Genomic DNA, 19,185 nt, shown 5'->3' with positions numbered 1-19,185 from the left:
TTAACTGGGTATCAGCGGGCGATGGCGCGGTCGGCAGACAATTTGCCCGCCCCTTCCAGCAGCACCGCCAAAGAGCCGCCGAGCAAGGCGAGGGCAAATTCATAACCGTTGTTGGCCATGAACAGCCCGTTATGAATATGCACCGAGAAGATTGCCACCAGCGACAGGAAGGTCAGGCCCAAGGCCGCCGGGCGCGCCAGCAAACCGATGATCAACGCCAGGCCGGCGAAGAATTCCGTGCCGCCCGACAATACCGCCATCAAGGTGCCCGGAGTCAGCCCAAGGCTTTCCATATACTGCGCAGTGCCCGCCAGGCCGTAGCCACCAAACCAGCCAAAGAGTTTTTGCGAACCATGGGCAGCGAAGATGATGCCGACAAAAATTCGCAGGATGGTCAGGCCATAACCAGCGCGGGTAGACAGGATACGGTTGATCAGTGGGCTCATAGTGCTAATCCTTTTCCAGGTAGGGGGTGGGTTGGCCGCTATATTAATCGGATAAGGCAATGATAAAAGCGCAAAAATCGCTTAATGATCATCTATAAATCCGATTATTTACGCGAGGCAAGTTTTGGCGTTGACGGTTCCAGAGACTCCCGCTCCCGATCAAACGCCAAGTAGTACTTGTTCACGCTATTAACATAGCTGACGCCAGCCATGCCCACTTGCTCCATGGCAATACGCTCGACCTGGAAGAACCATTGGTTGGGGTTCAGACCGCGGCGCCGAGCCTCGGCCCGCATGCCTTGCACCCGCTCCGGCCCCATATTGTAAGCCGCCAGCACGAAGGCCATACGCTCGCGCTCGTTAAGCTTGGGGCTGGCGAAGAACTTGCGACGGATCATCGCCAGATACCGGGCGCCCGCTTGCACATTACTGTCCAGACTCTCGATATTGTTGACGCCCACTCGCTGCGCCGCCGAAGGCGTGATCTGCATCAGCCCGGTCGGGCCGCCACTGTTGCGCGCGCCGGGGTCCAGCGCCGACTCCTTGAACGCCAGCGCCGCCAGGTTCAGCCAGTCCATGCCCTGCTCTCGCGCATGCTTTTGCAGCACCGGGCGCAGTTTCTCCAGGCGCTGACGGTCGGCGCGAGCCAGTGGATTGCGCACTTGATAAAGGCGTCGGTAGATACGCTGGAATGCCACGTCCTGGTCGGCCGGGGTTCGGTAGGTCTTGAGGAAACGGTCAATACTGGCCCGCAGCATTGAGGCATCCTGGCGCACAAACCAGTACTCATCGCCCGGCTCGCTGATTGCCACTTGCCGATCAAAGCGCAGCTTGGGCAGGATTTTCGACCAGCGTTCGGCAATGGGTTTCTCGACAATGGTGAGGTGGAAGATCCCGGCCTGGACCATCTCCAATACATCTTCCACCGCCAAGGTCGGATCGACCCATTCCACCTTCACCGGCGGTCGCTTGTGCAGGGCCAGTTGCTGGTTGACCTGATTGATCGCATCCGCCGCTGCACTGCCGGTAGTCAGGGCCAGCGTGCGCCCGGACAACTGCTCCAGCTTGGTAAAGCGTCGCTCACCCTTCACGCCAACCAGCCACAACGGTACATCACTGGCAATCGGGTCGCTGGTGCTGATCTTGTGCGCAGCCTTCACATCAAGCAATTCACCGGGAGCCACCAGGTCGCCTTCACCACGGGCCAACGCGCCGAGCAGTTGGTCCTTGGCTTTCGGGATAATTTTGAGAGTGATTTCTTCCCCGTCACGGGCGTGGCCGTTCAGGTATTGCTCGAAGGCGCGCAGGCGATGGTACTCAACACCGATGGCCTGGCCCTGAACCTCACCGGAACTGTTACGGCTCTGGTTGACCAGCACACGCAGCGTGCGACTGGAGCGAATCTGCGCCAGGTCGCGTACCTTGCCGGGCTTGGTCACTTCCAGCGGCCCATCCAGGCGTGCGACCGCCGCCATGGGCAGCAGTAACGTCAGGCACAACACAAGCAACGCCGAGGGTCGGATCATCCGCTCTCCGGAAAGAATACTGGCCAGCACCCTCGCGAAAGGCGAAGGGCTGGAGGTCAGAAACAGAGCGCTTTATGCGCTGGCAAGGCGCGCAACGGTGGCATGGAGGAAGGCGTACGACCAACCACAATGTCACTTGCGACGTTCAAAGACAGCTATAACTTGTTGTAGTTCTTCGTTTTTCTTATAAATCTACAGCTCTGATATGCTTTCCGGCCGCAGGCGGAGATAGCACCATGCAACTCATTGATATCGGCGTCAACCTGACCAACCCCAGTTTCGACGAGAGGCACCAGGCCGTTCTCGACCGTGCCTATGCCGCCGGCGTGCAGCAATTGGTGCTCACTGGCACCAGTGTCGAAGGCAGCGAGCAGGCTTTGGAGCTTTGCATAAAACTCGATGACAGCGGCCAGCGCCTGTTCAGCACCGCCGGCATTCATCCCCACTCCGCCAGCGATTGGAACGGCGACAGCGCGCGGCAATTGCGGGGTTTGCTCAGCGAAAGCCGCGTGCGTGCAGTGGGCGAATGCGGGTTGGATTTCAACCGCGATTTTTCCCCGCGCCCACAACAGGAAAAAGTCCTCGAAGAACACCTGGCACTGGCCGTCGAGCTGAAACTGCCAGTGTTTCTTCACGAGCGCGACGCCAACCAGCGCTTGCTGGAGATCCTCAAGGATTACCGCGACCACCTGAGCGCCGCCGTGGTGCATTGCTTCACCGGCGAACAATCGGCGCTGTTCAGCTACCTCGACCTCGACTTGCATATCGGCATCACCGGCTGGATCTGCGACGAGCGCCGTGGGACGCACCTGCACCCGCTGGTCAGGGAAATCCCACGTGGCCGTCTGATGCTGGAAAGCGACGCGCCCTACCTGCTGCCGCGCACGCTGCGGCCCAAGCCGAAAAACGGCCGCAATGAACCGGCCTACTTGCCGGAAGTGCTGCGCGAAGTCGCCCTGCACCGCAACGAAACCCTGGAAGACTTGGCTGCACACAGCACCGCCTGTTCGCGCGCGTTTTTTGGTTTGCCTCAAGTGGATTAATGCGGCGCATTGACCCATGTCAAAACCGGCTTCCTGAGTAGCGGCACAATAATGGCACCTTGCCAATGCTGTTTCCGCTATCAGAGAAAACCTTCCATGGGTGCCTGGCTTAGCAATATCTCGCTGAAATACAAATTCTGGGCCGTCAACGCGGTCGCCTTCATCACCACCTTGTTGCTCGTGCTCTACGCCGTGCAACTCGAGCAACAGGCGCGCAGCGATGCCGCCCAGGCTTCGGCACAGGCGCAGGCGCGGTTGCTAAGTGCCTGGCCCGCCGACAAGCCATTGCCCAAGGGCGAGCATTGGCTGACGTTTACCCGTGGACAAGTCCCACAGCTGGCCGATCAGGATCTGTCAGCCCTGGGCAACGCCAGCGGTTGGGTCGAGCTCAATCACATGCCGTTGTTCGGTGAAAACCCGCTGATCGGTGCCGACGTGATCGCGCGCGCCGACGGCCAGCAGATCGCCGTGCTGGCCTACGGACGCAGCCTGAGCCAAGTGTTCGGCGAACGCTTCGCCAACTACGCGGTGGCGGTGTTGATCCTGATGCTGGCGATGCTCGGTGCCTCGCAACTGCTGATCCGCTTTTTGCTCAGCCAACTCAACACCCTCAAGGATGTGATGCTGCACGTCGAGAAAACCGGCGACCTTTCGGCCCGCGTACCACTGGCCTGCAAGGACGAAGTCGGCCAGATGGCCAGCGCCTTCAACGCCATGCAAGCCGGCTACCAGCGGGTGGTCAGCACCGTGGCACACACCGCGCAGCAATTGGACGACGGCGCCGCGCGCCTGGCCAGCAGCATGAACGAGGTGCAACACGGCATGCTCGGCCAGCAAAGCGAAACCGATCAGGCCGCTACCGCGATCAATGAGATGACCGCCACCGTCTACCACATCGCCCAGCACGCCGGCGCCACTCGCGACCTGTCCCAAACCGCCGACACCCTCGCCGGCAGCGGCCAGGAAGTGGTCAGCCGGGTACAGCGTTCGATTGCCGGGCTTTCCACCGGCGTGCAACAGACTGCCGAGATGATTCAGAAGCTCGCCGAGGACAGCCAGAAAATCAACGGCGTGGTCGGCGTGATCCACAGCATCGCCGAACAGACCAACCTGCTCGCCCTCAACGCCGCCATCGAGGCCGCCCGCGCCGGCGAAATGGGCCGTGGTTTCGCCGTGGTCGCCGACGAAGTACGCAACCTGGCCAAACGCGTGCAAAGCTCCACCGACGAAATCACCCACATGGTCTCGGCGCTGCAGGCCGGCACCCGCGACGCGGTGGACTTCATGCAGGAAAGCTCGTTCAAGGCCGACGACTGCGTACAGCAAGCCCAGGAAGCCGGCGCGGCTCTCGCCGAAATCACCGGCGCCGTGGCGCAGATGCGCGAAAGCAACACCCAGATCGCCGTGGCCGCCGAACAGCAAAGCCATGTCGCCGAAGAGATGAACCGCGCCGTGGTGAGCATTCGTGATGTGACCGAAAACACGGTGCAGCAGACCGTGGATTCAGCGACCACCAGCAATGAGCTGGCGACGTTGGCCGGGGAATTGAGCAAGGCGATTGGGCAGTTGAAGTTGTAAACCAAACAAGGTTGGCTATAGCCCCCATAGCCAGCCTTGATTCGCCGCCCCGCCCGCCCGCGATCTAAACTTTGTTCAAGTTGTTTCAACGGACAGAGGATTCATCATCATGGGCAAACGTCACCCCAACTTCCCCGCCTGGCAATGGCGCACGCACCCAGAAACCCATCAGCACCCGACCAACTTGGGGCTGCAGTTAATTGCCGTACCGCTGCTGATCATCGGTTTTCTGTTGATGGCGTCCGGCGTGTTCAGCCTGAGCCTGGCCAGTTTTGCCGTCGGCGTTATCGGCGTGTTGGCAGGCGTGGCGCTTCAGCGCCACGGTCGCAAACTGGAAGCGCAAGGCAGCCAGCGGTTCTGAGGTTCAGGCGAAGACCACCACGGTCTGGCGGCTGATGGCGATCAACTCGCCGGCCGGGCTCCAGAGTGCGGCCGCGGCATGGCCGTAGCCGTCGCGGGCGTGTTCGATGTTGACGTAGTACTGGCACCAGTCGAGGGTGGTCAGGTCTTGCAGCGGCTGGACAAATTCAATGGTCCAGGTCAGCGTGCTGCCCGGCGCCGGTTGGGTCAGGTGCGGAAGCAAGGCCGGGGGCCAGGCATCGACCAATGCGAGGATATGCGCCTCGGTCAGCGGCTCTTCCTTGACGTCCCCGCGCAGGCGCACCCAACCGCCCATGTCGCGCGATTTATTGCCGGTGAACGGCAATCCACCGACGCTCCAGCGCATCGCCAAGTGGCGCATGAACTCGGGTGTCACACCCTTGATGTAGGGCAGTTCCTGGCATTCATCCCAGTGTTTGAACCTAGGCGGCGCCTCGCTTGCGACATCTATCACTGACTCACGCGGCGCGCCAAAGCTGGCCTGCACCAGCGTCGCCACTTCACCGTTCTGCACCACGCGGCCAAGCAACTGGCTGACGGCCTTGCCTTCGCGCAACACTTCGACTTGATAACTGGCCGGCACATCCGGCGCAACGGGGCCGACAAAGGTGATGGCCAAAGATCGCAGGGGTCGATCTGCGAGCACTTGGGCGCGCAGGGCTTCGTACTGCAACGCGGCAACCAGGCCACCAAAGGTCGCGCGGCCCTGAGCCCATTCGGCGGGGATGGTCACGTCCAACGGGTTGTTACGGGCTGCGTCGAGCAAATCACTAAAGCGCATGGCGACCTCACATCAAGAAAACCGATGAGGGATCTTAACCATCGAGCCGGTGAGGTACAGCGCCCATTCCGGCCAAAAACCGGACCGGCCTAGAAACAATCCGCGCTGAGTTTGTCCAGCACCCGATCCGCCTGGCCTTCTGCCTTGCTCATGGTGCGATGCCACACCGACACGCACGGTTGCAAATCCGCTTGGTGCCCGGCCTGCGCCAGCCACTGCCAGCAGTCGTGCCAATCGCCCAGAGCGCCTTGGGCTTGTTTGAGGCGCGACATGGCTTTGGCAGGCAGTTTGTCCAGTTCGGGGTAGGCCTCGGCGGCGTAGCGCACACGCTTGATCAGCAACCGCAGGCGATGGCGATCATGGGTTGGGTCTTTGAGGGCATCACCGAGTTTGTGCCATTGCTTGCCCAAGCGCTTCTCGATGCGCGGGCGTAGGCCCTTGAGCAGTTTCTGATGCTGCGAAGCCCGGATAAAGCGTGGGAACGCATCGAGAATTTGCAACAGGTGCGCCACTTCCGGGCTCTGCGCCACCTGGCGATAGGCGTCGGGTTGCAGGCGCAGGCGCCGTTCAGCGGCCTGGTGATAGCCGTGCTGATGCAGATACGCCGCCAGGACCTCACGGTCGCGTAGCGGCGTAGTCATTTGGCCGACTGTGCTGGCGGCCAATTCGAGTTGTTCGACTCCCGGCAATCCGCGCAACGGGCGCAACAAACTGCGCAGGCGCCGCACGGTGGTGCGCAGGTCATGCAGGGCTTCATCGTCGGTGACGGCGGCGAGGCGAGCCTGGCAGCTCAGTAACCCTACTTCCAGGCCAATGACCTGAGCGACTAACTGATCGACCAAAGCTGACATGCCTTCCTCCCTTGACGATGAAAATCCTGTTTGGCGCTAGAAATTAACGTCCGGCGCGCGACTCACGAATATAGAACCGCGCCTTTTCGGCCTTGTTGGAGCAGCCTTCAAACGCTTCGAATTGCTGCTGGGTCTTGGCGCCAGTCAACAAGGACAATGCCTTGGAGTAGCTCACGGTGCCGGCAAAACCTTCAGCCTTGGCCAGGTCCAGCTCGTGCCACGCGGCATCCAGTTGCGTGCCACAGCTGTCGCGGTATGCGGTTTTCCCGGCACAGCCGGCCAGGGCCAACACAATCACAGGCACACACATCCAGGCTTTCATCGATGACACCTCAAATAAAGAAAAACAGTCGTAGGGTGTAGACGTTGCCTACAAGGAAAAGTGCCTTGTTCGCAGCCTGAAATCAGAGCGCCTATCGTCAGAGCATACCCGAGCACTGCGCTGATCCTGGAAAAATATTACAGCCCCCGGCGAAGATTGAAGCTTGCCCCTCAATGGGTGCATTGTGGGCACCTGCTTTGTGAAGGACATGGACCATGAAGAAACGTGTTGCCTTGGTGCTGGGCTCCGGTGGAGCCCGAGGTTATGCCCATATCGGCGTGATCGAGGAGATCGAACGGCGCGGCTACGACATTGCCTGTATCGCCGGTTGCTCCATGGGCGCCGTGGTGGGTGGGATCTATGCGGCGGGCAAGCTTGACGAGTACCGCAACTGGATCGAAAGCCTCGACTACCTCGATGTACTGCGCCTGGTCGACGTAAGCTTTCGCCTGGGTGCGATTCGTGGCGAAAAAGTCTTCGGCCAGATCCGCAAGATCGTCGGCGAGATCAACATCGAAGAACTGCGCATTCCCTACACCGCCGTCGCGACCGACCTGACCAACCAGCAGGAAATCTGGTTTCAGGAAGGTTGCCTGCACCAGGCCATGCGCGCCTCCGCGGCGATTCCAAGCCTGTTCACGCCCGTGATGCAGGGCAACCGTATGCTGGTGGACGGCGGCCTGCTCAACCCGTTGCCGATCGTGCCGGTGGTGTCGAGCCACTGCGACTTGATCATCGCGGTCAACCTCAACGCCACCAACCAAAAACATTACCAACTGCCCGTGATCCAGCGTCCGCCGGCGTTCAAGAGTCGCTTCAACAGCTTGGCCAAGTCGTTGGGTTCACACCTGCCGTTTCGCCGCAAACAAGCTGAACAGTTAATGAAGCTTGAGCAGGAGGCTTTGCACGCTCAGACAGCTGAGATCAACCCATGGCTGGAATCGGCCGAACCAGAATCCCAGCAACCCGCGGCGGCGCCGGAGAAAGCCGGGGCGCCAAAGTCGGCGACCGGTTCGTTCATCATCGACAACGTCGGCCCGGCGTCCCTGCTGGACCTGATCAACCAGAGTTTCGAGGTGATGCAGACATCGCTGGCGCAGTACAAGATCGCCGGTTACCCGCCGGATGTGCTGATCAACGTGCCAAAGCGCGTGTGCCGGTTTTTCGAGTTTTACAAAGCTCCGGAGTTGATCGCTTTGGGGCGGGAAATTGCCAGGGATACGTTGGACAAGTATGAGAGTGAGCAGGGTTGAAATGTGTGCTGTGGCTGATGGCCCTATCGCGGGCAAGCCCGCTCCCACATTCTGATCTGTGAACACATTCAATGGTGGGAGCTGGCTTGCCTGCGATGAGGCCTGCACGGGCGCCGCCAAACTCAGGCATTCAACAACCGATACCCCACCCCCGCCTCGGTCACGATAAACCTCGGCTGAGTCGGGTCATCCGCCAACTTCTGCCGCAAATGCCCCACCACAATGCGCAGGTAGTGACTGTCTTCAGTGTGGGTCGGCCCCCAGATATCCTTGAGCAGTTGTTGCTGGGTGATTACCCGCCCCGGATGCCGCGCCAGTTGCGCCAGTACCGCGTACTCCTTGCGGGTCAGCGCCACTTCGGCACCGTCCAGCAGCACGCGGCGATAGGCCAGGTCCACCGTCAGCGGACCAAAACTCAAGGCCGCTTCCTGAGCCTCCCCCGCCGGGGCCTGGCGCAGTAACGCGCGCACGCGGGCGAGAAATTCCTGGATGCCAAAAGGCTTGGTCACGTAATCATTCGCGCCGCCATCCAGGGCTTCGACCTTCTGCACTTCACTGGCGCGCACCGACAGCACCAGCACCGGCACCGTCGACCACTCGCGAAACTCGCGCAGCACGTGTTGGCCGTCCATGTCGGGCAGGCCGAGGTCGAGCACCAGCAAATCCGGTTTGCTCAATGCCGCTTGGGCCAGGCCCTCGTTACCGGTGCCGGCCTCGATCACCTTGTAGCCCTGGGAGGCCAGGCTGATGCGCAGGAATTTGCGAATCTGCGGTTCGTCATCAATGACTAAAATCGTCGCGGTCTGGCTCATGGTGTCCAATCAAAATCCGTGGAAAAAAGAGGGTAGCTCAAGCCTCGCGTTCCAGGCCAGGCTGAGTCGGCAACGGCAGGAACAAGGTGATGCACGTGCCCCGCCCTTCAATGCCCTCGGCGACGCTGATACGCCCACCGTGTGCGCCAACCATGCCCTGGCAAATCGCCAGGCCCAGGCCCGTGCCCTGCCCGCCGCGATCACCGCGGGCGGCGGTGTAGAACATATCGAAAATCTTCGCGCGCTCGTCTTCGGGAATCCCCGGCCCTTCATCGGCCACCGCAAAAAACAATTGGTCATCCGCCACGCCCGCGCTCACCTCCAAACGGCCTTGGGCGGGTGAGAAACGCGCGGCGTTTTCCAGCACGTTGACCAGCGCCTGTTCGATCAAGGCGGCGTGCACATACAGCAACGGCAACTCGGCCGGCACGTCGGTCTTGACCTGCAGCGGCGCCAGCACCGCGCGCAAACGGCCAAGGGCGCTGCCGACGATATCGCCGGGCGAAACCCAATCACGCGCCAGTTTCAGCGCACCGTGGCCCAGGCGCGTCATGTCCAGCAAGTTCTGGATATAGCGGTCCAGGCGCTCGGCTTCATCGCGGGTGCCCTCAAGCAATTCGCGGCGATCCTCCAGAGGAATCGCCTCGCCGAGCGCCAACAGGCTGTCGATGCTGCCGCGCATGGACGTCAACGGCGTACGCAGGTCGTGGGACACAGAGGCCAGCAAGGCGCTGCGCAGTTGCTCGGTTTCGCCATGCAAGCGCGCGGATTCAAGTTCCTGCGCCAATTGCGCCCGCGCCAACGCTTGGGCCAGCGGCTGGCTCAATGCGGTGAGCAGGCGACGACGCTGCCCGCTCAGTTCCAGGCCCGGTTTGGGGCTCACGCCGAGCAAACCCAGCGGCCCCTCCTCGCCCGACAGCGGCCACCACCACCAGCGCCCGAACGGCAACGTGCCGGTACCCATGCCGGCCGGTTGATCGTGCTGCCAGGCCCAATCGGCGGCGGCGCGTTCGGCTTCTGTGAGGTTCAGCGGCGAACCGGTCTCGACCTGCCAATCGCCATGCGCGTCCCGATTGACCAGGCAAAGCTCCAGATCGCTCCAGCCTTCCAGATGATGGGCCGCCGCACTGATCACCGCCTGGCGATCGGTGGCGGCGGTGAGTTTGCGCGACAGGTCGAGCAGTTCGCTGGTCTCTTCCTGAGTATCGCGCAAGGCCTGCAGCTGCCGACGCTGGCGCGCGGCCAGGTTGCCGGTCAACGCCGCCATCAGCAGAAAGAACAGCAGCGTCAACACGTCCTCTTCACGCTGGATGGCGAAGGAGAAATTCGGCGGAATAAACAGAAAATCGTAGGTCAGAAACGACAGCGCCGCACACACCAGCGACGGCCCCAGGCTGCTGCGCACGCCCACCAGCAATACCGCCGCGAGAAACACCAGCGAGATATTCGGCAGCGGCAACACGCTGGCAACCGCCCAGGCCAGCGCCGCCGCCACGATCGTCGCGACGACTGCCAGGCCATAATCGAACCACACCAACCCGCGCACATCCGGCAGTCGCGGCGGTGCGGGCATGTCGTCGCTGTCGAGGACGTTGATTTCCAGACCGCGCGCATTGCGCAGCAAGCGCGCCGCCAGCCCACCGCCGAACAACCGACGCCGCCAACGCATGCGCGACTGCCCGACCAGCAGCAGGCTCGCGCGGCGTTCGGCGGCATGCTGGATCAGCGTCTTCGCCACCTCGCCCGCGCGCAGCAACACCACTTCGCCGCCAAGGCGCTCGGCCAGTTGCTGGGCGTTTTGCAGGCGCAGGCGCGCTTGCTCATCGCGCGCACGGCCGTTGTCGATATGCACCAGGCTCCAGGGCAAATGTCGGCGTTGAGCGACGCGGCTGGCATGACGCACCAGGCGTTCGGCCTGCGCATCGCCATCCACGCCCACCAGCAAGCGGCCGCGCACCGCCGGCGCAGCCTGGCCCAGTTGCCGATAGCCCTGGGCCAGGTCGTCATCGACGTGAGCGGCGGCGGTCTGCATCGCCAGTTCGCGCAGGGCCATCAGGTTGGTCTGGGTGAAAAACGCGTCGATGGCCGCACGGGCCTGCTCCGGCACGTACACCTTGCCGTCGCGCAGACGCTCCAGCAGCTCGCGCGATGGCAGGTCGATCAGCAGCAACTCGTCTGCCTCTTGCAGCACCCAGTCCGGCAGGGTTTCGCGCACTTGCACGCCGGTGATCCCGCGCACTTGATCGTTGAGGCTTTCCAGGTGCTGGACGTTGACCGTAGTGAACACATTGATGCCGGCGGCGAGCAGTTCCTGAATGTCCTGCCAGCGTTTTTCATGCCGGCTGCCGGGGGCGTTGCTGTGGGCCAGTTCGTCGACCAGCACCAGCTTGGGCTTGGCGGCGAGCAGGCCGTCCAGGTCCATTTCTTCGAGCATCACGCCGCGGTATTCGGTGCGCACCAACGGTTGCTGCGGCAAGCCGCTGAGCAAGGCCTCGGTCTCGGCGCGGCCGTGGGTTTCGACCACCCCGGCGATCAGCCGCACGCCCTGGCGCAGCTGGGTGTGGGCGGCCTGGAGCATGGCGTAGGTCTTGCCCACGCCCGGCGCGGCGCCGAGAAAGACTTTGAGCCGGCCACGGCCGTCCCGGGGCAGATCGGCTAACAGGGCGTCGGCGCGGCCGGAGTCGCTCATGCGTTGCGGTTCCTTCAGGTGTTTATTTGGAGTCCTTCAGGCCACCATCGCGGGCAAGCTCGCTCCCACAGTTGGAGTGCATTCCCCTGTGGGAGCCGGGCTTGCCCGCGATGGCGGCACCACGACTTACAACTTTTCCAGCGCCATGTTCAGCGCCAGCACATTCACCACCGGCGGGCCCACCAGCGGGCTTTCGATGTGCTCATCCAGCAAGCGCTGCAGGGTTGCCACCGGCACATTTCGTGCGGCTGCCACCCGCGCCAGTTGATAGGCAATCGCCGGTGGAGGCAAGTGTGGATCAAGACCGCTGCCAGAGGTAGTCAGCGAGGCCAACGGCACTGGCCCCTGGCCTGGCACCAGTTGTTTATTGGCATCATCGAAGACGCGCGTGGCCAACGCCGGGTTGCTTGGGCCCAGGTTACTCGCGCTGCTGGAAACCGTCGCAAATGCGCCGGCCGACGGGCGCGGATGGAACCACTGATCGCCGGTAAAATCCTGGGCGATCAGGCTGGAACCGCGCACTTTGCCGTCGGCATCGCGCACCAGACTGCCGTTGGCCTGGTCAGGAAAAGCGACTTGCGCGACACCGGTCACCACCAATGGGTAGGCGACGCCGGTGATCAGGGTCATGAGTACCAGCAGGCTCAAGGCCGGGCGGATCATGGTGGACATTTCAGATTCCTCACGTGAGTCATTGCAACCTGTGGGCGCCGACGTGGCGCCCCCAGGAATCGGGTCAAACCAGGTGCAGCGCGGTCAGCAGCATGTCGATCGCCTTGATGCCCACGAACGGCACCACGATCCCGCCCAGCCCGTAGATCAGCAGGTTGCGACGCAGCAACGCCGCCGCGCTCGCCGCCTGCACGCGCACACCGCGCAGCGCCAGCGGGATCAGCACCACAATGATCAACGCGTTAAACACAATGGCCGAGAGAATCGCGCTCTGCGGGCTCTGCAAGTGCATCACGTTGAGCACGCCCAATTGCGGGTAGATCGAGGCGAACAGTGCCGGCAGGATTGCGAAGTATTTGGCCACGTCGTTGGCGATGGAAAACGTGGTCAGCGCGCCGCGGGTCACCAGCAATTCCTTGCCGATCTGCACCACGTCCAGCAGCTTGGTCGGGTCGCTGTCGAGGTCGACCATGTTGGCCGCTTCGCGAGCCGCCTGGGTGCCGTCATTCATCGCCATGCCGACGTCGGCCTGGGCCAGTGCCGGCGCGTCGTTGGCACCGTCGCCACACATGGCAACCAGACGACCGTCGTTCTGTTCGTGGCGAATGCGCGCGAGTTTTTTCTCCGGCGTGGCTTCGGCCAGCACATCGTCCACGCCGGCTTCGGCAGCAATCGCCGCAGCAGTCAGCGGGTTATCGCCCGTCACCATCACGGTGCGAATCCCCAGTTTACGCAGCTCGGCAAAACGTTCGCGGATGCCAGGCTTGACCACGTCCTTGAGGTGGATCGCACCGAGCAATTTGCCGTCGGCGCACACCAGCAAGGGGGTGCCGCCACTTTGGGCGATCTTGTCGATTTCCCGCGACAGTGCCGGTTGCAGGTCGCGGCGTTGCTGGCCGATAAACGCCAGCAGCGAATCCACCGCGCCTTTGCGGAACACACGACCTTCGTAATCGACACCGGACAAACGCGTTTCCGCACTGAAGGGCACCGAGGTCAGTTGGTCCAGGGTCGGCTCAGCCTGCGGGTGCAAGGCGCGCAGGTATTCGACGATGGATTTGCCTTCCGCGGTGTCGTCCGCCAGCGAGGCCAGCAGCGCACCCTCGGCCAAATCCCGACCACTGACGCCAGGCGCGGCGATCACCGCCGCGCAGCGACGGTTGCCAAAGGTGATGGTGCCGGTTTTATCCAGCAGCAACACATGCACGTCACCCGCCGCTTCCACCGCGCGCCCGGATTTGGCGATCACGTTGAGGCGCACCAGACGGTCCATGCCGGCGATACCGATGGCCGACAACAAGCCGCCGATGGTCGTAGGAATCAGCGTCACCAACAGTGCGACCAGGAACACCAGGGGCAAGCTGCCATTGGCGAAGTGCGCGAACGGCTGCAGGGTGACCACCACCAGCAGGAAGATCAGGGTCAGGCCGATCAGCAGGATATCCAGCGCGACTTCGTTGGGGGTTTTCTGGCGTTTGGCACCTTCCACCAGGGCGATCATGCGGTCCAGCGTGGACTCGCCCGGGTTGACGGTGATGCGGATCAGCAACCAGTCCGACACCAGCCGCGTGTTGCCGGTGACGGCCGAACGGTCGCCGCCGGACTCGCGGATCACCGGCGCGGATTCGCCGGTGATCGCCGCTTCGTTGACCGCCGCGATGCCTTCGATGACCTCGCCGTCACCGGGGATCATTTCTCCGGCGGCGACGCGTACGACGTCGCCTTTGCGCAGGCTGGTGGCCGGCACGACCTTGAAGCTGCCGTCGGCCTCCTTGCGACGTGCGCTGAGGCCTTCACTGCCAGCCTTGAGGCTGTCGGCGCGGGCCTTGCCGCGACCTTCGGCCAAGGCTTCGGCGAAGTTGGCGAACAGCACGGTGAACCACAGCCACACGGCGATCTGCACGGCGACGAACGTCGGCACGTTGGTATCGGGCACGAAGCACAACACGGTGGTGAGGATGGCGGTCAGTTCGACCACCAGCATCACCGGCGAACGTTGCAGCTGGCGCGGGTCCAGCTTGACGAACGCCTGGCCCAGCGCCGGGCGCCATAGCGCAGAGATGGCGGTTTTTGGCGACTCCTGAGTTGTCACAGGGGCGGCGTTTTTTGCAGGCATATTCATTTTCATATCCCCTCTTAGAAGCCCATGCTCAGGTGTTCAGCGATTGGGCCCAGTGCCAGTGTCGGCAGGAAAGTCAGGCCGCCCACCAGCAAAATGGTCACGGTCAACAGGGTCACGAACAGCGGGCCATGCGTGGGGAAGCTGTTCTGGCCAATCGGAGCGGTCTTTTTCATTGCCAGGCTGCCAGCCAGAGCCAGTACCGGGAGGATGTAGCCGAAGCGGCCGATCAACATGCCCAGGCCCAACATCAGGTTGTGGAACGCGGTGTTGCCACTGAAGCCGCCAAACGCCGAACCGTTGTTGGCACTGGCCGAGGTGTAGGCGTACAACAACTGGCTGAAACCGTGCGGCCCAGGGTTGCTGATGGCACCTGCCGGGCCTGGCAGGCTGGCGGCAATGGCGCCCAGTACCAGCGTGCCCACCGGCATCACCAGCAAGGTCACCACCAGCAATTGCACTTCCTTGGCCTGAAGCTTCTTGCCCAGGTATTCCGGGGTGCGGCCGATCATCAAGCCGGCGAGGAACACCGCGATCAACACGTTGAGCAACATGCCGTACATACCGGCACCGACGCCGCCGAAGATCACTTCACCGACCATCATGTTGACCAGCGCCACCATGCCGCTCAGCGGGTTGAGGCTGTCGTGCATGCCGTTGACCGAACCGTTGGACGCCGCCGTGGTGGTGACCGACCACAACACCGTGCCGGTGGTGCCGAAGCGCGCTTCTTTGCCTTCCAGCGGTGCGGTTTGCTCAACGGCCGGGTTGTTCAGGGTCGGGTTGGGTTGGTACTCGGCCCATAGCGACGTCGCGCCGCCGATCAGGAACAGCGCCAGCATGCAGCCGAGAATCGCGCGGCTCTGACGCAGGTCCTTCACGTAGTGACCGAAGGTGAACACCAACGCCACCGGGATCAGGATGATTGCCGACAGCTCGAACAGGTTGGCCCAGGCCGTCGGGTCCTCAAACGGGTGCGCCGAGTTGACGCCAAAGAAGCCGCCACCATTGGTGCCCAGTTGCTTGATCGCAATCTGGCTGGCTGCCGGGCCGAGTGGGATCACCTGGTCCACGCCCTGCATCGTCACGGCATTCACGTAGTGCGCGAAGGTTTGCGGCACGCCCTGCCACACCAGGAACAGCGCGAACACCAGGCACAATGGCAGCAAGCCGTAGAGGGTAGCGCGGGTCATGTCGACCCAGAAGTTGCCCAGGGTCTTGGTGGATTTGCGACCGATACCACGGCACAGCGCGACCAGCACAGCCAGGCCGGTGGCGGCGCTGACGAAGTTCTGCACGGTGAGGCCAATCATCTGGCTGAGGTAGCTCAGGGAGGCTTCACCGCTGTAGTTCTGCCAATTGGTGTTGGTCATGAAACTGACCGCGGTGTTGAAGGCCAGCGTCCATTCCTGACCTGGCAATTTCTGCGGGTTGAGTGGCAGATATTCCTGGAACAACAGCACAGCGAACAGCAACACGAAACCGGCCAGATTGAACGCCAGTAGCGCCAGCGTGTACTTCTGCCAGCTCTGTTCCTGGTGTTCGTCCACGCCAGACAGGCGATAACACGCGCGCTCAACCGGGCCGAGCACCGGCGTGAGCCAGGTGCGCTGGCCTTCCATCACCTTGTAATAGAACCTTCCCAGGAACGGTGCCGGCACCAGCACCACGGCAAAGAAGGCGATGATCAGCCAATAGTCATAACTGTGCATAGCCTGCTCCTAGTTCCGATCCGCGCGTAACAGCGCAACCAGCAGATAAATGAACAGCGCCACGGCCAATAGCAGTGACACCCCGTCCAAAACGCTCATGGAAGTCTCTCCGTTTTGCGGCGATTGCCGCGTGTGAGGCAATTGTCCGCAGGAGTGGCGTAAAGGAACGAGAGCGACGCTGGGGGCCGGGCGTAAAGACGGCGTAAAGAGTGGGTTTATGCGGGGTTTACAGAGGTCGGTGGTGGCTGTTGGCGCCTCATCGCGGGCAAGCCCGGCTCCCACAGGTAACCGCAGCCCCCTGTGGGAGCCGGGCTTGCCCGCGATGACGGCAGCTCAAACGCCCCTGCACTCAACTGGTGCAATGACAGAAGATTTCAAACGCCAAACCGTCTCCTCGACGACAGTTCGGCGTCTTTACGACAATGAATGGCGCACTGGCATGGCCGCTGCAACACCTTGAATCATTCCAAACGGTTCAGGGAGCGCAACACGATGAACACACAACTCAAACCCACCTTGGGCACCCTGCATCTGTGGGGCATTGCCGTCGGCTTGGTAATTTCCGGCGAGTACTTCGGCTGGAGCTACGGCTGGGGCGTCGCAGGCACGCTGGGCTTTCTGGTGACCTCGCTGATGGTCGCCGCCATGTACACCTGCTTTATATTCAGCTTCACCGAACTGACTACGGCGATTCCTCACGCGGGTGGCCCATTTGCCTACAGCCGTCGCGCCTTTGGTGAGAAAGGCGGCTTGATCGCCGGCCTGGCAACGTTGATCGAATTTGTCTTTGCCCCGCCTGCGATAGCCTTGGCCATCGGCGCTTATCTGAATGTGCAGTTTCCGGCACTCGACCCCAAACACGCGGCCGTCGGTGCCTATATCGTCTTCATGGGCCTGAATATTCTCGGGGTGAAACTCGCGGCCACCTTCGAGCTGGTGGTGTGCGTGCTCGCCGTCGCCGAACTGTTGGTGTTCATGGGCGTGGTAGCGCCGGCGTTCAGCTTCAGCAACTTCGCCCTCAATGGCTGGGCCGGGTCCGACACCTTCGGCGCGCCGGCGATAGCCGGGATGTTTGCGGCCATTCCTTTCGCCATCTGGTTCTTCCTTGCCATCGAAGGTGCAGCGATGGCTGCCGAGGAAGCGAAGGACCCCAAGCGCACCATCCCAAAAGCCTACATCAGCGGGATCCTGACGCTGGTGGTGCTGGCCATGGGCGTGATGTTCTTCGCCGGCGGCGTGGGCGACTGGCGCACGCTGTCGAATATCAATGACCCGTTGCCGCAAGCGATGAAAACCGTGGTGGGCGACAGCTCCGGCTGGCTGCACATGTTGGTGTGGATCGGTCTGTTCGGCCTGGTGGCGAGTTTTCACGGCATCATCCTCGGCTACTCGCGCCAGTTCTTCGCCCTCGCGCGCGCCGGCTACCTGCCCTCTTTCCTCGCCAAACTGTCGCGTTTTCAGACTCCGCACCGGGCAATCATTGCCGGCGGTGTGGTCGGCATCGCCGCCATCTACAGCGACGGCCTGATCAACCTGGGCGGCATGACGCTGACCGCCGCGATGATCACCATGGCGGTGTTCGGTGCCATCGTGATGTACATCATGAGCATGCTCAGCCTGTTCAAACTGCGCAAGACCGAGCCGCTGCTGGAGCGCACCTTCCGTGCGCCGGGCTATCCGATCGTGCCCGGCATAGCGCTGGTGCTGGCGGTGGTCTGCCTGGTGGCCATGGCCTGGTTCAACGCGCTGATCGGGCTGATTTTCCTGGGCTTCATGGTGGTGGGGTTTGTGTACTTCCAACTGACCGCGCAGGACCGCGCCGACGCACCGGCCGATGCGATGTTGACGGGGCTGTGAGGCTACTGGGGCAGAACGGGCCTACAATGAACTACTAAGAAAGCCCGTGACTCAAAGCAGCTATTACCGTGGGAAATTTCCCCACGGTTTGCTGCCTCAAGGAGAGCCCTATGCCGTGGTATGCCTGGTTGATTTTAGTGGTCGCGATCGGTTCGATCGTCGGTGGTTTATTGATGCTGCGTGACAGCGCCAACAAGGTGGAACTCACCGACGAACAACGCAAACGCGTGGCCGAGCGCAACGCCCAGGCAGACTCAAAGGACGCCCAGGACCGCTGAACCTGGCGCTACTCCCACGCCGCCTTGGCGATATGCAACCCGTGCTGGCCTTTATAGGCCGCACGTTCGGGCTGGCTCCAGCCATTGAGCAACTCCTCCTCCAGACGATAAATCTCCACACCCAAAGGGCGACACACCGTCAACGGATCCTGCGCGTCAGGCCCCCACATCGGCAGCGACAAATCCCCGCCCGGGCACGTCGACAGCGCGCAGAGCAAATCAATCTCGGCAAAAAACTCCAAGTAGTCGCCCTTCTGCGCCGGGCAGGCTTTCATGAAGTACATGTCATCGTGATTGAGGCCGGTGCACTGGAAAATGTTCAACACGTCATGCACGTCGAATTCCGTCAGACCGTGGGGCAGCACCGCGCGTGTCAGGTTTGAGTGGCAATGGTGATGAAAGTCTTCGCCGGTGAGCATGCGATTCACATACGGATCGCAGCGCGTGCCAAGCAAGTCGTGCAGGCGCCCGCCATGCTCATCGATGCCATAACTCGCCAGGCTGTCATCGGTGATGGTCACCAGCGGCCGCAGAAACGGCAGGTTCGACCACAGTCGATCATGAGTGCTGACATGTGCGCCTTGTAACTGGCGGGTGCGTGCGGCCCAAAGACGTTCGCGAGGATCGTTGGCATTCCACACGTTGAAGTCACCCACTTGTGGCCCAACCGGCGTGGTAACCCGGAACACATGCCCGGCCGGCACCTTCCACGCCCTGCCCGTGCGAATCGGCACGTCGAACTGCTCGATCAATGTGCGTTGGTCCGCACGATCACGAATGCGCTCATAGAACGCGGTATCAACCTGCAGCGCAGAACCTTTACTGACCTGGTACGCGGCCGGATAGTCTTTATACATGGGGCAAT

The 19,185-nt window shown here is 62.1% G+C and carries 17 protein-coding genes and 1 pseudogene; 6 read left to right on the top strand and 12 right to left on the bottom strand.

What is annotated here, in order from left to right:
• Positions 1 to 11: 11 nt before the first annotated feature.
• Both ABWL43_RS08320 and ABWL43_RS08315 read right to left on the bottom strand, forming a co-directional pair.
• A complete protein-coding gene (locus tag ABWL43_RS08320) occupies positions 12 to 446 on the bottom strand; it encodes a DoxX family protein (RefSeq protein ID WP_145163204.1) in 435 nt (144 codons plus the stop codon).
• Positions 447 to 550: 104 nt separating this feature from the next.
• Positions 551 to 1,972, bottom strand: coding sequence for a transglycosylase SLT domain-containing protein (locus ABWL43_RS08315; protein ID WP_145163202.1), 1,422 nt, complete (start codon positions 1,970 to 1,972; stop codon positions 551 to 553).
• Positions 1,973 to 2,208: 236 nt separating this feature from the next.
• On the opposite strand from ABWL43_RS08315, the gene ABWL43_RS08310 reads away from it, so the two are divergent.
• From ABWL43_RS08310 to ABWL43_RS08300, 3 genes and pseudogenes are all read left to right on the top strand, one after another.
• Positions 2,209 to 3,015: a TatD family hydrolase gene (locus tag ABWL43_RS08310; RefSeq protein ID WP_262207624.1), complete on the top strand. Its 807-nt coding sequence runs from the start codon at positions 2,209 to 2,211 to the stop codon at positions 3,013 to 3,015.
• A gap of 96 nt (positions 3,016 to 3,111) precedes the next feature.
• Positions 3,112 to 4,593, top strand: a complete 1,482-nt coding sequence (locus ABWL43_RS08305) for a methyl-accepting chemotaxis protein (RefSeq protein WP_242193818.1) — start codon at positions 3,112 to 3,114, stop codon at positions 4,591 to 4,593.
• A 109-nt stretch (positions 4,594 to 4,702) separates the two neighbouring features.
• Positions 4,703 to 4,951: pseudogene (locus ABWL43_RS08300) on the top strand (terminase); the annotation flags it as partial.
• 6 nt (positions 4,952 to 4,957) lie between these two features.
• On the opposite strand, the gene ABWL43_RS08295 reads toward ABWL43_RS08300, so the two are convergent.
• The 3 genes from ABWL43_RS08295 to ABWL43_RS08285 form a co-directional block, all read right to left on the bottom strand.
• The gene (locus ABWL43_RS08295; RefSeq protein WP_404487411.1) at positions 4,958 to 5,755 is read right to left on the bottom strand and encodes an acyl-CoA thioesterase; all 798 of its coding nucleotides are present in this window, start codon (positions 5,753 to 5,755) and stop codon (positions 4,958 to 4,960) included.
• Positions 5,756 to 5,844: 89 nt separating this feature from the next.
• Complete coding sequence (locus ABWL43_RS08290) at positions 5,845 to 6,606, bottom strand: CHAD domain-containing protein (RefSeq protein ID WP_242193821.1); 762 nt, start codon at positions 6,604 to 6,606, stop codon at positions 5,845 to 5,847.
• A 43-nt stretch (positions 6,607 to 6,649) separates the two neighbouring features.
• Entirely contained in the window at positions 6,650 to 6,928 is a 279-nt protein-coding gene (locus ABWL43_RS08285) for a hypothetical protein (RefSeq protein ID WP_010176194.1), read from the bottom strand.
• A gap of 215 nt (positions 6,929 to 7,143) precedes the next feature.
• Between ABWL43_RS08285 and ABWL43_RS08280 the strand changes: the two genes are divergently transcribed.
• Positions 7,144 to 8,181, top strand: a complete 1,038-nt coding sequence (locus ABWL43_RS08280) for a patatin-like phospholipase family protein (RefSeq protein WP_262207617.1) — start codon at positions 7,144 to 7,146, stop codon at positions 8,179 to 8,181.
• 122 nt (positions 8,182 to 8,303) lie between these two features.
• Here the strand turns inward: ABWL43_RS08280 and ABWL43_RS08275 are convergent, their stop codons facing one another.
• The 6 genes from ABWL43_RS08275 to kdpF form a co-directional block, all read right to left on the bottom strand.
• On the bottom strand, positions 8,304 to 8,993 hold the full coding sequence (locus ABWL43_RS08275; RefSeq protein WP_242193825.1) for a response regulator: 690 nt from the start codon (positions 8,991 to 8,993) through the stop codon (positions 8,304 to 8,306).
• Between the two features lie 37 nt (positions 8,994 to 9,030).
• Positions 9,031 to 11,682: a sensor histidine kinase KdpD gene (locus ABWL43_RS08270; protein ID WP_262207613.1), complete on the bottom strand. Its 2,652-nt coding sequence runs from the start codon at positions 11,680 to 11,682 to the stop codon at positions 9,031 to 9,033.
• A 126-nt stretch (positions 11,683 to 11,808) separates the two neighbouring features.
• Positions 11,809 to 12,354, bottom strand: a complete 546-nt coding sequence (gene kdpC, locus ABWL43_RS08265; RefSeq protein ID WP_106576850.1) for a potassium-transporting ATPase subunit KdpC — start codon at positions 12,352 to 12,354, stop codon at positions 11,809 to 11,811.
• A 64-nt stretch (positions 12,355 to 12,418) separates the two neighbouring features.
• Positions 12,419 to 14,476: a potassium-transporting ATPase subunit KdpB gene (gene kdpB / locus ABWL43_RS08260; protein ID WP_404487410.1), complete on the bottom strand. Its 2,058-nt coding sequence runs from the start codon at positions 14,474 to 14,476 to the stop codon at positions 12,419 to 12,421.
• A 14-nt stretch (positions 14,477 to 14,490) separates the two neighbouring features.
• Entirely contained in the window at positions 14,491 to 16,185 is a 1,695-nt protein-coding gene (gene kdpA / locus ABWL43_RS08255; RefSeq protein ID WP_145163185.1) for a potassium-transporting ATPase subunit KdpA, read from the bottom strand.
• Positions 16,186 to 16,194: 9 nt separating this feature from the next.
• Positions 16,195 to 16,284, bottom strand: coding sequence for a K(+)-transporting ATPase subunit F (gene kdpF, locus ABWL43_RS08250; RefSeq protein ID WP_003218754.1), 90 nt, complete (start codon positions 16,282 to 16,284; stop codon positions 16,195 to 16,197).
• A gap of 393 nt (positions 16,285 to 16,677) precedes the next feature.
• On the opposite strand from kdpF, the gene eat reads away from it, so the two are divergent.
• Both eat and ABWL43_RS08240 read left to right on the top strand, forming a co-directional pair.
• Positions 16,678 to 18,042, top strand: coding sequence for an ethanolamine permease (gene eat / locus ABWL43_RS08245; protein ID WP_145163183.1), 1,365 nt, complete (start codon positions 16,678 to 16,680; stop codon positions 18,040 to 18,042).
• A 110-nt stretch (positions 18,043 to 18,152) separates the two neighbouring features.
• The gene (locus ABWL43_RS08240) at positions 18,153 to 18,320 is read left to right on the top strand and encodes a DUF2897 family protein (RefSeq protein WP_083359476.1); all 168 of its coding nucleotides are present in this window, start codon (positions 18,153 to 18,155) and stop codon (positions 18,318 to 18,320) included.
• Positions 18,321 to 18,328: 8 nt separating this feature from the next.
• Here the strand turns inward: ABWL43_RS08240 and ABWL43_RS08235 are convergent, their stop codons facing one another.
• Positions 18,329 to 19,177, bottom strand: coding sequence for a DUF1989 domain-containing protein (locus ABWL43_RS08235; RefSeq protein ID WP_145163181.1), 849 nt, complete (start codon positions 19,175 to 19,177; stop codon positions 18,329 to 18,331).
• Between the last annotated feature and the right edge of the window lie 8 nt (positions 19,178 to 19,185).

Origin of the sequence: Pseudomonas sp. HT11 (assembly GCF_044875395.1) — a bacterium.
Lineage (GTDB): Bacteria > Pseudomonadota > Gammaproteobacteria > Pseudomonadales > Pseudomonadaceae > Aquipseudomonas.
Note: the sequence above shows the minus strand (reverse complement) of the source record. Positions and strands in the feature narration are given on the sequence as shown.